This window comes from Roseicella frigidaeris (genome assembly GCF_003258945.1).
Lineage (GTDB): Bacteria > Pseudomonadota > Alphaproteobacteria > Acetobacterales > Acetobacteraceae > Paracraurococcus > Paracraurococcus frigidaeris.
Window position 1 is genome coordinate 16,767 of the sequence record NZ_QLIX01000025.1, and the last position, 14,219, is coordinate 30,985.

Sequence of the window (14,219 nt, forward strand, 5' to 3'; positions counted from 1 at the left end):
CCCATCCGAAGCCAGGCAGAAGGCGCAGGCGGCTCATGGACAAGTCTACCAACGTCCTCATCGTCGACGACTACAAGACGATGCTGCGGATCATCCGCAACCTGCTCAAGCAGCTCGACTTTGACAATGTCGAGGAGGCGACCGACGGGCAGGAGGCGCTGGCCAAGCTGCGGGCCGGGCAGTTCGGCCTGGTCATCAGCGACTGGAACATGCAGCCCATGACGGGGCTCGACCTGCTGAAGGAGGTGCGGGCGGATGCCCGGCTGCGCGACACGCCGTTCATCATGATCACCGCCGAGAGCAAGACCGAGAACGTGATCGCGGCCAAGCAGGCGGGCGTCTCGAACTACATCGTCAAGCCCTTCAACGCCGAGACGCTGCGCGACAAGATCGCCAAGGTGCTCACCCATGCCTGACGGCCTGCCGGACCAGGAGCGGATCGAGCAGGCGGTGCGCGCGGTCCTCAGCAGCCTCGCCGGCGCCCTGACCTCGACCGAGGCGGTGCTCCTCGGCGAGCTCGAGGCGCTCGGGCGGGAGGTGGCGCGGGCGAAGTCCGAGATCGCCGCCCTGCGCGTCGACGTCATCAACGACAGCCACATCCCGGCGGCGACGGACGAGCTCGACGCAGTCGTCGAGCACACCGCCAAGGCGACGAACGAGATCCTCGATGCCTGCGAGACGCTCGAGGGCCTCGCGCCACGCCTCTCGGGCGAGGCGGCGGAGGTCGTCGCCGGCGCCGTCACCCGCATCTACGAGGCCTGCAGCTTCCAGGACATCACCGGCCAGCGCATCGGCAAGGTCGTCGCCGCCCTGAAGGCGATCGAGCGGCGCGTCGCGGCCATCACCAGCTCCTTCGCCCCGGCCGAGGCCGCGCCGGCGGCGGCCGAGGCGGCGCCCGGCCAGCGGACGGAAGGCGAACGGCTGGCCAGCGGGCCGCAGCTTCCCGCCGCCGCGGCCTCGCAGGCGGAGATCGACCGCCTGCTGGCGAGTTTCGAATGATGCGGCTGTCGTCGGCGCTCCTCCTCCTCCTCGTCCTCCCCGGCCTCGCCGCCGCGGAGCCGGTCACGGTCCGTGCCGGCAGCGCGCCGGGCTATGGCCGCCTCGTCTTCGACTGGCCCGCCGCGCCGGCCTACCGCCTGGAGCAGCAGGGCGACCGCGTGCTGCTGCATTTCCCGGCCGGCACCGAATGGCGCCTGCCGCAGCGCCCGCCCGCGAACGTCATGGCGCTCGCCACGGAGGGCGAGGCGCTCCGCCTGTCCCTGCGGCCCGGCGCGCGGGCGCGGCATTACCGCCTGGGCAGCCGGGTGGTGGTCGAGCTGCTCGACCCGACGCCGGAGGGGGCGGCCGAACCGCCGGGCAGGCAGCCGGCGGAGCGCGGTCCTGGCACGGCCGGTGGCGCGAACCCCATGGTCGCCCCGGCCGCCCCACCCGTCGCCGTGCCGGCTCCCGTCAGCCCTGCCGCGCCGCAGGAGGCCGCCAGCCCGGTATCCACCCCCGCCGCCCGGCCCGCCGAGATCCCGTCCGCCGCACCGGTCCCCGCACCGGTCCCCGCCCTGGCCCCCACCCGCGGGGTCGCCAGCCGCCTGTCGCTGCCGGCGGGTCCGGCGATCCTGTTGCCCTTCCCGGCCGGCACCGGGGCGGCGATCCTGCGCCGGGGCGAGGTCCTGCTGCTGGTCTTCGACAGCCCGGAGGCGCCCGATCTGGTGCCGCTGCAGGATGATCCCGTCTTCGGTGGCCTGCTGGCCGAGTCCCTGCCGGAGGCCACTCTCATGCGGCTGCCCCTCGCGGCCACCTCCCGCCTGCTGGCGCGGCGCGAGGCGACGGGTTGGACCCTCGCCGTGGCGCCGGCCGGCGGGGAGCCGCCGCCGGAGATCGATCTTGCGACGGAAGCGGGCCCGCCGCCCCGCCTGCTGCTGCGCGCGCCATCGCCCGGTCGGGTCGTTCCGGTCCAGGATCCCGAGACCGGGCTGCCCCTGCTGGTCGGCACGCTGCGGCAGGGCCAAGCGGCGATGCGGACCGGGCGCCGCCTGCCCGAGCTCGACCTGCCGCCGACGCTGCTCGGCACGGCGGTCCTGGCGCGGTCGGACGGCGTGCTGCTGCAGGCCGGCACGGACCGCTTTACCCTCGCCCTGGCCGGCGGCGGGCGGCTGTCGCTCGACACCGCCCTGGCCGGGCCGGCGCCGGCGCCCGAGCTGGTGCGCAGCTTCGACCTGCCGGCCCGGCCGGCCGCGGAGCTGCTGACGCAGTTGCAGGCGCTGCAGGCCGGCATCGCCGCGGCGCCGCCGCTGGCGCGCCTGCCGCAGCGGCGTGCAGCCGGCGAGCTGCTGCTGGCGCTCGGCCTGCCGCAGGAAGCGCAGGCGATGCTCTCGCTCGGCTTCGCCGAGGATCCGCGCGCCGCGGCCGATCCTTCCTATGCCGCCCTGGCCGGCGCGGCCGCCCTGCTGGCTGGCCGGCTCGGCGAGGCCGAGGCCCTGCGCAGCCCCGCCTGGGGGGATGGCGACGAGGCGCGGCTCTGGCAAGCGGCGCTGGCCGCGGCCCGGTCGGAGTGGCAGCCGGCCGCGACGGGCTTCGCGCGCAGCCTGCCGCTGCTGCTCGCCTATCCGGCCGGGCTGAAGGCGCGGTTGCTGCCGCTCGCGGCGCAGGCGCTGGCGGAGGCCGGCGAAACGGCGGCGCTGCGGCGCCTTCTCGATGCCGCAGGGGCGGAAGCGGCGGAGCTTGCGCTGCCGCGGGCCATGCTCGCCGAGGCGGAGGGGCGAAGCGAGGAGGCGCTGGCCGCCTATGACCGGCTGGCCGCCGGCCGCGACCGTCGTGTCCGGGCCCGTGCGCTCCGGCAAGCGGTGGAGCTGCGCCTGGCGAGCGGGCGCCTCGATGCGGCGGCGGCGGCGAAAGCGATCGAGGCCGGCCTGCTCGCCTGGCGCGGCGACGCGACCGAGCTGGATGCCCGGCTGCGCGCCGCCGCGCTGTACCGCGAGGCGGGGAAGGGGCGGGCCGCCCTCGACCTGCTGCGCGAAACCGCGGCCCTGTTCCCCGACCGCGGCAAGGCGTTGCGGCCCGCGCTGCAGGAGAGCTTCGTGGCCGCCCTGGCCGAGGCGCCGCCGCTCGCCGCCGTCGCCCTCTACGACGCCAATCCCGATCTGCGGCCCGAGGGCGCGGGCAGCGAGCAGGCCATCCTCCTGCTGGCCGATCGCCTGACGGCGCTCGATCTCGGCGACCGAGCGGCCGGCCTGCTGCGGCAGGTGATGCAGCAGGCCGAGGGGACGAGCCGCGCCGCGCTCGGCCTGCGGCTCGCGCACCTGCGCTTCGAGGAAGGCGATGTCGCCGGCGCCGCCGCGGCGCTGGCGGACAGTGCCGTGCCGGTGCTGCCGCCGGCGCAGCAGGTGGCGCGCGCCGTGCTCGCCGCACGCATCGAGGCACGGCGCGGGCAGCGGGATGACGCGGTGGCGGCCCTGCGCAGCCTCGGCGCGCCGGGCAGCGAGGCGCTGGCGGAGGTGCTGGTGGAAGCCTCCGACTGGTCGGGAGCCGCGGCAGCGCATGCCACGGCGCTCGCCGCCCTGCCGCCCGCTCCGGCGGTGCTGACCGATGCGGAGGCCCGGCTGGTGCTGCGCCAGGCGGTGCTGCTGGCGCTCGCCGGCGACGAGGCCGGGCTGGTGACGCTGCGCGAGGCGCAGGCCGCACGCTTCGGCGCAGGGCCGCTCGCCGACGCCTTCGCGCTGCTCACCGGCGATCCGCTGCGCGGACTCGCCGATCTGCCGCGCCTGCAACGCGAGCTGCAACTTTTCCGCAACTTGCCGTCACGGCTGGAGGCATTGCGGGCAGGTCCGCCGCTCACACGATGAGTCCCGCGCTCGACGCAGGGGAGAGCGGCAAAAATTTCGGCCGGTGCAGCAGGAAATGGCTTGCGCCGGCAACCCCCTTGCCCCATATGCCGCCGCCGTTGACCTGATCGATGTCCGATCACCCTGGTCATCTACTGGTGGGAACAGGAGCCCGCGATGGACTCTCTACTCCAACTGGGGATGGTCTCGGAGCAGCTCCCGAGCGAAGCCCAGAACTCTGCAACCTCGGTGAGCGAGGCCAAGGATTACTTTGTCAGCCGCGACGGCGTGAAATTCGCCGGCACGCATCTGATCATCGATCTGTGGGATGCCACCAACCTGGCGGATCCCGAGCATATCGATGACGTGCTGCGTGAAGCGGCGGTGGCGACCGGTGCGACCATCCTGCACGGTCACTTCCACCATTTCGGTCCGAACAGCGGCGTCTCCGGCGTGCTGGTGCTGGCGGAGAGTCACGTCTCCATCCACACCTGGCCGGAGCGGGACTATGCGGCGCTCGACATCTTCGTCTGCGGCGCCTGCAACCCGTATCTGGCGATCCCTGTGCTGAAGCGGGGCTTCCAGCCCGGCCGTGTGCAGCTCGCCGAGCACAAGCGCGGCCTGGTCGGCTGACAGCGGACCGATGGGGATGGTAGGGCCAGGGCGGGGCCGCAAGGTCCCGCCCTCTCTGCATGCAGGGGTGCCGAAGGCATGACCGATTCTTGGGTGAACGAGACGCTCTACGCCGCCTGGGGCCAGCGCTTCCGCGTGTTGCGTGAGCTCGCCCGGGTGAGGAGCGAGTTCCAGGACATCATGGTCTTCGAAAGCGAGACGCATGGCCGCGTCATGCTGCTCGACGGCGTGGTGCAGATCACCGAGGCGGATGAGTTCGTCTACCAGGAGATGCTGACGCATGTGCCGCTGCTGGCGCATGGCGCGGCGCGGCGCGTGCTCATCATCGGCGCGGGCGATGGCGGCGTGCTGCGGCGGGTGCTGCAGCATGGCACGGTCGAGCGGGCCGTGATGGTCGAGATCGACGGCGAGGTGATCCGCCTGGCCAAGGAGCACCTGCCCGGCATCGCCGGCGATGCCTGGTCCGATCCTCGGGCGGAGGTGATCGTCGGCGACGGCATCGATTATGTGCGCCAGGCGCCGGCGGCGAGCTTCGATGTCGTCATCGTCGACAGCACCGACCCGATCGGCGTCGGCGAGGCGCTCTTCACCGACGAGTTCTATGCCAATTGCGCGCGGCTGCTGAGCGCCCGCGGCCTGGTGGTGAACCAGTGCGGCGTGCCCTTCATGCAGGCCGACGAGCTACGTGAGACCTCGCTGCGCCGGCGCAAGTCCTTCCCGGATGTCTTCGCCTATGTCGCCGCCGTGCCGACCTATGTCGGCGGCTTCATGACGCTCGGTTGGGCGGCGAAGGATACGGCGCTGCGCCAGGTGGAGGCGGCCGAGATCCGCAGGCGTGCGGCGGCGGCCGGCATCCTCGGCGCCACGCGGTATTGGACGCCCGAGATCCATGTGGGCGCCTTCAACCTGCCGCCCTACATCGCCGAGCAGCTGCCGGACTGACATCGCCCGGGGCCGGGCACGGGCTGGCCTCCCACCTCAGCGCGCCAGCCCGCGCAGCGCCAGCAGGCCGCCCAGGCCGGAGAGGGCGATCACCAGGGCCATCGGGCGCGCCGTGCCGTCGTGCAGCAGCCCGACCAGCGCGCCGGAGACGGCGCCGAGCCCGAATTGCAGGGTGCCGATGAGCGCCGAGGCGCTGCCGGCCCGCTGGCCCTGCGGCCCCATGGCGAGTGTCGTGGCCAGCGGCATCACGGCGCCGATGCCGGCGACGTAGACGAAGATCAGGCCGGCGATGGCGGCGAAGCCACCGAAGCCCGTCAGCGCGGCGCCGAGCAGGCCGAAGCCGGCGAGCGCCATCACCGTCAGCGTCGCCAGCAGCAGCCGCCCCGGCAGCACCCGGCGCGTCAGCCGCGCCACCCCCTGCGCGCAGGCCATGATGCCGAGCGCGTTCAGCCCGAAGAACAACCCGTAATGCTCCGGCGTGACGCCGAAGAGCTCCATGTAGACGAAGGGCGAGCCGGCGATGTAGGCGAACATGCCGGCCGTCGGCAGCGCCACGGCCAGGGTGTGGCCGAGGAAGTGGCGGTCGCGCAGCAGGCGCAGATAGGTGGCGATCACCGCCAGCGGCCCGTCGCGCCGCCGCCGCCCTGGCTCCAGGCTCTCCGGCAGGAAGAGCGTGACCGCCACCGCCAGCAGCGCCGCATAGGCCGCCAGCAGCCAGAAGATCAGCCGCCAGCTGCCGAGGGCGAGGAGCAGGCTGCCGATGGAGGGGGCCAGGATCGGCGCCAGCCCCATGACGAGGCCGAGCTGGGCCATCAGCCGGATCGCCGCATGGCCTTCCGCCACGTCGCGGACGATGGCCCGCGCCATGACCATGCCGGCGCAGCCGCCGAGGCCCTGGCCGAAGCGCAGCCAGGTCAGCGTGCCGATCCCGCCCGTCATCGCGCAGCCGAGCGAGGCGAGGCTGAAGACGGCGAGGCCGAAGAGCAGGGGCGGCTTGCGCCCGAGACGGTCGGCGAGCGGCCCGTAGACGAGCTGCGCCGCCGCCATGCCGGCGAAGAAGGCGGCGATGGTGCCCTGCACCGCGGCGGGATCGGCCGGGAGATCGGCGGCGATGGCGGGGAAGGCGGGCAGGTACATGTCGGTCGCCAGCGGCCCGAAGGCCGCCATGGCGCCGAGGATCAGGGGCAGGAACCAGGGAAGCGCGGGCATGGTGCCGCCTTAGCATCGGATGTTGCGGCGCACCATGCCGGGCGGCGGCCGCGCCCCGGCATCGGTCCGGCCGGCCCCATGCTCAGAAGCCGATCCCCTCGGCGCGCAGCCGGTCCTGCACCAGGCGCTTCGGGATCTTGCCGTAGCCGGATTTCGGCAGCGCCTCCCAGACCACGACGCGGAGCGGCTGCTTGTAGCGGGCGAGGCGGCCGGCGAGATGCGCCAGGACCTCCGCCTCGCTCACCGCCTGGCCGGGCCGCGGCACCACCGCGGCGATGCCGCTCTCGCCCCAGCGCGGATGCGGCAGGCCGACCACGGCGCATTCCAGCACGCCGGGGTGGGTGAGGATCGCCTCCTCCACCTCGCGCGGATAGACGTTGGAGCCGCCCGAGATATACATGTCCGACTCGCGGCCGGTGACGGTGAGGAAGCCGCGCGCATCGAGATGCCCGAGATCCCCGGTGTGGAACCAGCCGCCGCGGACGGCCTTCTCGTTCGCCTCCGGATTCTCGAAATAGCCGGCGAAGACGGCCGGACCGCGGACGCAGATCTCCCCCGTCTCGCCGGGCGGCAGGCGCTTCCCCCCGGCATCGAGGATGGCGATGTCCATCGCCGTGCGGGCGCTGCCGCAGGAGCCGAGGGGGAGGCTCTCGTCATCCGCGAGGCTGTGCTGGTCCGGCCGCAGCACGGTGATATTGCCCGTCACCTCGCCGAGGCCGAAATACTGCACCAGGCAGGGGCCGAGCTTCTCCAGCGCCCGCTTCTGGTCGGCGCGGTACATCGGGGCGCCGGCATAAATGACGTGGCGCAGCGAGGAATGGTCGTAGCGGTCGACGGCCGGGTGCTCGACCAGCGCGGTGAGGATGGTCGGCACGGTGAACATGTTGCTCACCCGGTGCTCCTCCACCAGCCGCCAGGCCTCCTCGACATCCAGCCGCTCCGTCGGCAGCAGCACGGTGCGGGCGCCGCGCGCCACCTGGCCGAGCTGGTGGATGCCGGCGCCATGCGAGAGCGGCGCGACGACGAGGGAGGCGTCGCGCTCCGTGGTGCCGGGGAAGAGATCGGCCAGGTGGTTGGTGACGACGAAGCCCATCTGCCCATGCGTCAGGATCGCCGCCTTTGGCCGGCCGGTGGTGCCGGAGGTGAAGAAGAACCAGAGCGGGTCGCCATAGGCGACCTCCGCCTCGTGGTCGGGCGGCGGCGGCGTGGCGGCGGCCAGCGCCGCCTCGTATGCCGTCTCCTCCGGCCCGGCATCCTCCACCGCCAGCACCAGCGCGCAATGCCCCGTCGCGCGCACCGCCGCGGCATGCTCGGCGAAGCCGCGGTCGCGCAGCATGGCACGGGGGCGCGAGGTCGCGGCGAGGTAGCCGACCTCGGCCGGGGTGAGGCGGAAATTGGTCGGCACCCAGACCGCGCCCAGCTTGAAGGCGGCCCACATCATCTCGAACATCGCATTGCCGTTGCGCGCATGCGTCAGGATGCGGTCGCCCTGGCCGATGCCCCGGGCGCGCAGGGCGGCGCAGAGCCGGTCCACGCGGGCATCGAGCTCGGCGAAGGTCCAGCGCCGCTCGCCCCAGGCGAGGGCGACGGCATCGGGCAGGCGGCGGGCCGTCTGCGTCAGCAGGCGGCCGAGATTCATGGCGGTGGCGGGGCCCATGCGACGATTCCTCCGGCGCCCCAGCAAGCAGGAAAAGCCGGGCGCGGGAAGGGGGCCAGCCGGCCTGGGGGGCGGAGCGGATGGCAGCGCATTCCATGGGCAGGGACCATGGCCTTGCCCAAACACCTGGCAGAACGCGGCACCGTTGCGCCAATTCGGCGGCAATTCGCCCCTGGAAGCTGTCGCTGCGCTGCAACATGCTGTCGCCCGCGAACAGCCTGGGACAAGGGCCATGGAACTCGGTGTCTTCCTGCCGATCGGCAACAATGGCTGGCTGATCTCCACCACCTCGCCGCAATATCAACCGAGCTTCGATCTCAACCGAGACGTCACCCTCCTGGCCGAGCGCTACGGGTTCGAATTCGCGTTGTCGATGATCAAGCTGCGCGGCTTCGGCGGGCCTTCGGAGTATTGGGACCACAATCTCGAAAGCTTCACCCTGATGGCCGGGCTGGCCTCCGTGACCTCGAGGATCCGCCTCTTCGCCTCGGTTGCCGTGCTGACCATCCCGCCCGCCGTCCTCGCCCGCATGGCCGTGACCATCGACAGCATCAGCCATGGCCGCTTTGGGGTGAACATCGTCTCCGGCTGGCAGAAGGCGGAATACGAGCAGATGGACATCTGGCCGGGCGAGGCGCATTTCGCCCGGCGCTACGAATACTGCTCGGAATACGTCTCGGTGCTGAAGGAGCTCTGGGCGGACGGGCGCTCCGACTTCCAGGGCGAGTTCTTCCGCATGCGCGACTGCCGGGTGAGCCCGCGCCCGATGCGCAAGATCGACATCATCTCGGCCGGGCAGTCCAACCGCGGCATGCAATTCGCGGCCGAGCATGCCGACTACAACTTCATCAGCGCCGGCGGCATCAACGATGTCAGCCAGGTGCGGCAGCACACCGAGCGGCTGATCGCCGCCAATGCCGCGGCCGGCGCCGCCTGCAAGGCGATGCTGCTGATGATGGTCATCGCCGACGAGACGGACGAGGCGGCGATGGCGAAATGGCACCACTACGTCGCCGGCACCGATCTGCAGGCGCTGGCCTGGCGCGATTCCCAGGCCGCCGCCGATGCGAAGGCCGAGGCGCACAGCACCGCCGGCCGCATGGTCCGTTCCGACCGGGTGCCGACCAACATGCTGCGCCTCATCGGCTCCTACGAGACGGTGGCGCGCCAGCTCGACGCCCTGGCGGAGACGCCCGGCCTCGCCGGGGTGATGCTGACCTTCGACGATTTCCTGATCGGCATGGAGCAATTCGGCACCCGCATCCAGCCGCTGATGCGCTGCCGCCGGCATCTGGCGGCGGTCGCCTGACCGGCGCCGGGCCTGCCCGTCCGGGCCGCCGGGTTTGCCCGGCGCCCGGCCGCCCCGCATGATGCCGGCCCCGTGACCGCAATGGAGACGAGCATGATCGACAAGGCTGCGATCGAGACGCTGTTCCTCAACGCCCGCACCCACAATGCCTGGACCGCGCAGCCGGTGACCGAGGCGGAGCTGCGGCATCTCTACGACATTCTGAAGATGGGCCCGACCTCGGCCAACTCCTCGCCGGCGCGATTCGTCTTCGTCACCACGAAGGAGGGCAAGGAGAAGCTGAAGCCGGCGCTCTCCTCGGGCAATCTCGAGAAGACCCTGGCGGCGCCGGTCACCGCCATCGTCGCCTACGACACCGCCTTCTACGAGAAGCTGCCGACCCTCTTCCCGCATACCGATGCGCGGTCCTGGTTCACCAGCAGCGCGGCGCTGGCCGAGGAGACGGCCTTCCGCAACGGCACGCTGCAGGGCGCCTATCTGATGCTGGCGGCGCGGGCGATCGGGCTCGATGTCGGCGCCATGTCCGGCTTCGACAAGGCGAAGGTGGACGAGGCCTTCTTCGCCGGCACCACCTATCGCTCGAATTTCCTCTGCAATCTCGGCCATGGCGATCCGGCCGGCCTGTTCGGCAAGCTGCCGCGCTTGCCCTTCGAGGAAGCCTGCCAGATCGTCTAGGTACTCCCCACGAAGCGGCTCCGCGGGGGGCCGTGATTCGCTTCGGGTCCGAGATCCGTTACAGCCTGCCGCGGCCAAGCCGCGGCAGGGCAACGGGCGGCGACGGGTTCAAGGGGCGCTTCAAGCCGGCATGCGGAGGGGCGGCCGGGCCGCAAGGCCCAGGCCGCCCCATGACCCACCGGGCGGGAGGGGGGGGAGGGGGTCCCGCCCGGCCGGGTTCAGCCGGCCTTCAGCGGCAGGGCGAGGAAGGCCCGGCCGCCCTCGCGCTCGATCTGCAGCGCGATCGCCGCCTTGCCGTCCTTGCGCGCGGCACCGACCGCCTCGGCCACATCCCGCGGCCCCTTCACCATGCGGTCGCCGGCGCGGAGGATGACGTCGCCTGGCTGCAGGCCCTGGTTGGCGGCGACGCTGTCGGGCCGCACCTCGGCCACCACCGCGCCCTCGCCGCGCTGGTTCGGCGCCAGGGCGAGGCCGAGATTGGGCCGGTCCTGGCCCTCCTCGCCCGCGGCCCGCGCCTCGCGCGCATCCGGCGCCTGGGCCAGCGTGACCTGCTGCTGCACCGCCTTGCCGTCGCGCAGCAGGTGCAGCGTCACCGTGCCGCCCGGCTTCACCGCCGCCACCGCCTCGGCGAGGTCGCGCGGGATCGCCACCGACCGCTCGCCCACCGCGGTGACCACGTCGCCCGGCTGCACCCCGGCCTTGGCCGCCGGGCTGTCGCGCTCCACGCCGCCGATCAGCGCGCCCTTGCTCTCCTTGATCGAGAGCGCCGCGGCGAGGTCCGGATCGAGCTTCTGCATGGAGACGCCGAGCCAGCCGCGCTCGACCCGCCCGTTCTGCCGGAGCTGGGCGACGACGCTCTGCGCCAGGTCCGACGGCACGGCGAAGCCGATGCCGATATTGCCGCCGGAGGGCGAGAAGATCGCCGCATTCACCCCCACCACCTCGCCGGCGGTGTTGAAGAGCGGGCCGCCGGAATTGCCGGGGTTGATCGGCGCATCGGTCTGGATGAAGTCGTCATAGGGGCCCGCGCCGATCTGCCGGCCGCGCGCCGAGACGATGCCCGCCGTCGCCGTGCCGCCGAGGCCGAAGGGGTTGCCCATGGCGAGCACCCATTCGCCGACGCGGACATGGTCGCTGTCGCCGAACGTCACGGTGGGCAGGTTGGCGCCCGCCTCGATCTTCAGCAGGGCGATGTCGGTCTTCGGGTCGGTGCCCACCACCTTGGCCGGCAGGTCGCGGCCATCGGCCAGCTCCACCTTCACGCTGTCCGCCTCGCCGACCACGTGGTTGTTGGTCACCACATAGCCGCTCGGGTCGATGATGAAGCCGCTGCCCTGGCCCATGGTGCGGCGCGGCTTGGCGCCCTGCATGCGCTGCTGGAAGAAGCGCTCGAAGGGCGTGCCGCGCAGCTCGGGCGGCAGGTCGGCGACGCCCTGCACCGGGCCGTGGCCGGTGACCGAGACGCGGACCACGGCCGGCCCGACGCGGGCGGCGAGATCGGCGAAGTCCGGGCCGGCCGGGCGCGGCAGGGCGACCGCCGTGTTGGGCTGCGCCGCGGCGGTGCCGGGCTGGCTCTCGGCATGCAGCAGCACCGGGGTGAGGGCGGTGGTGCCGAGGGCGACGGCGAGGGCGCCGGCGAAAACCATCTTCGTGCGGCGGCTCGGGCTGGGCATGCTGTTCTCCATGGTGTCGGGCCTGGTCGCCGCCACCCCGCGGGGGGCGGCATGGGGCCATGAAAGCGCCGCGCGCTTGCCCGCAGCCTCGACCGAAGCATACCAATCCGTATGCTCGCGGCGGGATGGGCGCAGCGGGACGGGAGAGCGGGTGAAGATCCTGGTCGTCGAGGATGACGCGGAGACCGCCGATTACTTGGTGCGCGGCCTCTCCGAGGCGGGCCATACGGTCGACCGCGCCGGCGATGGGCGGGAGGGTCTCTTCCTCGCCAGCGATGGTGGCTACGACGCGCTGGTGGTGGACCGCATGCTGCCGAAGCTGGATGGGCTCGGCATGGTGCGGGCGCTCCGGGCCGCCGGGGTGCGCAGCCCGGTGCTCTTCCTCACCGCCCGCACCGGCGTCGGCGACCGGGTGGAGGGGCTGGAGGCGGGGGCCGACGACTATCTCGGCAAGCCTTTCGCCTTCGCCGAGCTGGTGGCGCGGCTGAACGCCCTCGCCCGGCGGCCGCCGCTCGCCGCCGAGGCGACCGTGCTCCGGGTCGGCGACCTCGAGATGNGGCCAGGTGGTGACGCGGACCATGCTGCTGGAAGGGGTGTGGGATTTCCATTTCGATCCCAAGACCAGCGTGGTGGAGACCCATATCTCGCGGCTGCGCGCCAAGCTCGACCGCGAGGGGGCGCCGCCGCTGATCCACACCATGCGCGGCGCCGGCTACTGCCTCCGTGCCCCCGACTGAGGGCGTGGCCCAGGCGCGGGAGGACCTGTCGCGGGAGGACCGGTCGCGGGAGGACCGGCCGCGCTGGTGGGGCAGCACCGCCTTCCGCATCACCCTGCTGCACCTGGTGCTCACCCTCATCGGCACGCTCGCCCTCTCGGGCGTTGCCTGGTGGGCGAGCACCGGCTTCGCGCTGCGCCAGCTGGCGCAGGATGTGGAGCGGGATTCCGGCCTGTTGCAGCAGGCGGTGCGGCTCGGCGGGCCGCGCTCCGCCGCGCTCTCGATCGAGGCGCGGCTCGCCGCCGACCGCAACGGCACGCAATACTACCTGCTGGCGGCCCCCGACGGGACGCGGCTGGCCGGCAACCTGGCCAGCGCGCCGCTGGCGCCGGGCTGGCGGCAGCTCCGCCTCGCCGGGGCGGAGGAGCGGGCCGGAGCGGAGCTGCTCGCCCTCGGCACCGCCCTGCCGGGCGGCGGCGTCCTCGTCGTCGGCCGCGACATCGCGCCGGTGCGCCAGCTCGAGGGCTTCCTGCTCTCCGCCGCCGGCTGGGTGGGCGGGGCGGCGCTGCTGCTCGGCCTCGGCGGCGGGCTGCTGATCGGCCGCGGCGTCACCCGCCGGGCGGCGGCGATGGGGCTGGCGCTGGCGCGGGTGGAGGCGGGGGAGATCGGCCACCGCCTGCCGGTGCGCCGGGGCGGCGACGAGTTCGACCGCCTGGCCCGGCGCATCAACACCGCGCTCGACCGGGTGCAGGGGCTGATGCAGGCGCTGCGGCAGGTGACGGACGACATCGCGCACGATCTGCGCACGCCGTTGAACCGGTTGCGGCAGCGGCTGGAAGAGGCGCTGCGCACGGCTGCGGGGGAGGCGGAGTGGCGGGCGGCGACCGAGGGGGCGATCCTCGATTGCGAGAAGCTGCTCGACATCTTCGCCGCCCTGCTGCGCATCGCCCAGGCCGAGAGCGGCGCCCGCCGCGCCGGCTTCGCCCGCTTCGACCTTTCCGAGGTCGCCGGCACGGTCGCCGAGGTGCATGCGCCGGCGGCCGAGGAGCGCGGCCAGCGGCTGGAGACGGCGATCGCGCCCGGCCTCGCCATGCTCGGGGACAGCGATTTGGTAACGCAGATGCTGTCCAATCTCCTCGACAACGCCGTCAAGCACGGGCGGCCGGGCGGGCGGATCGGGCTCCGTCTGGCGCCCGCTCCCGCCGGGGGCGCGGTGCTGGTGGTGGAGGATGACGGGCCGGGCATTCCGGCCGAGGCGCGGGGGGCGGTGCTGCATCGGTTCCACCGCCTGGATGCGGCGCGCGCCACGCCCGGCACCGGGCTCGGCCTGGCGCTGGTCAAGGCGGTGGCGGAGCTGCACGGCATCGGGCTCAAGCTCGGCGATGCACGGCCCGGTCTGCGGGTGACGCTGGCGATTCCCGGCCTGGCCCCGGAGCGGGAGGGGGCGGCATGACGGGATGGTGGTGGCGTGGCGGCGTGCTGGCCGTTGGGCTGCTCGGCCTGCCCGTGGCGGGCCAGACGCAGGGCTGGCCGTTGCGACCTCGCTCCCGGACCCGCCGCCCCTGTCCCTGCCCATGTCGGGAGCGGCGC

General features: G+C 73.2%; 11 protein-coding genes and 1 pseudogene. 9 read left to right on the forward strand and 3 right to left on the reverse strand.

Annotated elements, in window-relative coordinates; translation table 11 throughout:
• Window positions 1–35: 35 nt before the first annotated feature.
• The 5 genes from DOO78_RS22115 (at window position 36) to speE (ending at window position 5,390) form a co-directional block, all read left to right on the forward strand.
• Window positions 36–416 carry a chemotaxis response regulator CheY gene (locus tag DOO78_RS22115; protein ID WP_111472062.1) on the forward strand — a complete coding sequence of 127 codons (381 nt, stop codon included), beginning with the start codon at window positions 36–38 and terminating at the stop codon, window positions 414–416.
• The gene (locus tag DOO78_RS22120; protein WP_243634730.1) at window positions 409–999 is read left to right on the forward strand and encodes a protein phosphatase CheZ; all 591 of its coding nucleotides are present in this window, start codon (window positions 409–411) and stop codon (window positions 997–999) included. The genes DOO78_RS22115 and DOO78_RS22120 overlap by 8 nt, the downstream gene beginning before the upstream one ends.
• On the forward strand, window positions 996–3,836 hold the full coding sequence (locus DOO78_RS22125; RefSeq protein WP_111472063.1) for a hypothetical protein: 2,841 nt from the start codon (window positions 996–998) through the stop codon (window positions 3,834–3,836). The genes DOO78_RS22120 and DOO78_RS22125 overlap by 4 nt, the downstream gene beginning before the upstream one ends.
• Before the next feature lie 156 nt (window positions 3,837–3,992).
• Window positions 3,993–4,448: an adenosylmethionine decarboxylase gene (speD, locus tag DOO78_RS22130; protein WP_111472064.1), complete on the forward strand. Its 456-nt coding sequence runs from the start codon at window positions 3,993–3,995 to the stop codon at window positions 4,446–4,448.
• Between the two features lie 78 nt (window positions 4,449–4,526).
• On the forward strand, window positions 4,527–5,390 hold the full coding sequence (gene speE / locus DOO78_RS22135) for a polyamine aminopropyltransferase (RefSeq protein ID WP_111472065.1): 864 nt from the start codon (window positions 4,527–4,529) through the stop codon (window positions 5,388–5,390).
• Window positions 5,391–5,426: 36 nt separating this feature from the next.
• Here speE and DOO78_RS22140 read toward each other — a convergent pair whose 3' ends face one another.
• On the reverse strand, window positions 5,427–6,599 hold the full coding sequence (locus tag DOO78_RS22140; protein WP_111472066.1) for a multidrug effflux MFS transporter: 1,173 nt from the start codon (window positions 6,597–6,599) through the stop codon (window positions 5,427–5,429).
• Window positions 6,600–6,681: 82 nt separating this feature from the next.
• The gene (locus DOO78_RS22145; RefSeq protein WP_111472067.1) at window positions 6,682–8,256 is read right to left on the reverse strand and encodes an acyl-CoA synthetase; all 1,575 of its coding nucleotides are present in this window, start codon (window positions 8,254–8,256) and stop codon (window positions 6,682–6,684) included.
• Window positions 8,257–8,488: 232 nt separating this feature from the next.
• Between DOO78_RS22145 and rutA the strand changes: the two genes are divergently transcribed.
• Both rutA and DOO78_RS22155 read left to right on the forward strand, forming a co-directional pair.
• On the forward strand, window positions 8,489–9,565 hold the full coding sequence (gene rutA / locus DOO78_RS22150; protein WP_111472068.1) for a pyrimidine utilization protein A: 1,077 nt from the start codon (window positions 8,489–8,491) through the stop codon (window positions 9,563–9,565).
• Window positions 9,566–9,658: 93 nt separating this feature from the next.
• Window positions 9,659–10,240, forward strand: coding sequence for a malonic semialdehyde reductase (locus tag DOO78_RS22155; RefSeq protein WP_207803011.1), 582 nt, complete (start codon window positions 9,659–9,661; stop codon window positions 10,238–10,240).
• 218 nt (window positions 10,241–10,458) lie between these two features.
• Here the strand turns inward: DOO78_RS22155 and DOO78_RS22160 are convergent, their stop codons facing one another.
• Window positions 10,459–11,913, reverse strand: a complete 1,455-nt coding sequence (locus DOO78_RS22160; RefSeq protein WP_165839032.1) for a DegQ family serine endoprotease — start codon at window positions 11,911–11,913, stop codon at window positions 10,459–10,461.
• Between the two features lie 151 nt (window positions 11,914–12,064).
• On the opposite strand from DOO78_RS22160, the pseudogene DOO78_RS22165 reads away from it, so the two are divergent.
• Together DOO78_RS22165 and DOO78_RS22170 are read left to right on the forward strand one after the other, a co-directional pair.
• A pseudogene (locus tag DOO78_RS22165) lies at window positions 12,065–12,650 on the forward strand (response regulator).
• The gene (locus DOO78_RS22170; protein WP_128080117.1) at window positions 12,637–14,082 is read left to right on the forward strand and encodes a sensor histidine kinase; all 1,446 of its coding nucleotides are present in this window, start codon (window positions 12,637–12,639) and stop codon (window positions 14,080–14,082) included. Before DOO78_RS22165 ends, DOO78_RS22170 begins: the two are co-directional and overlap by 14 nt.
• Window positions 14,083–14,219 lie beyond the last annotated feature (137 nt).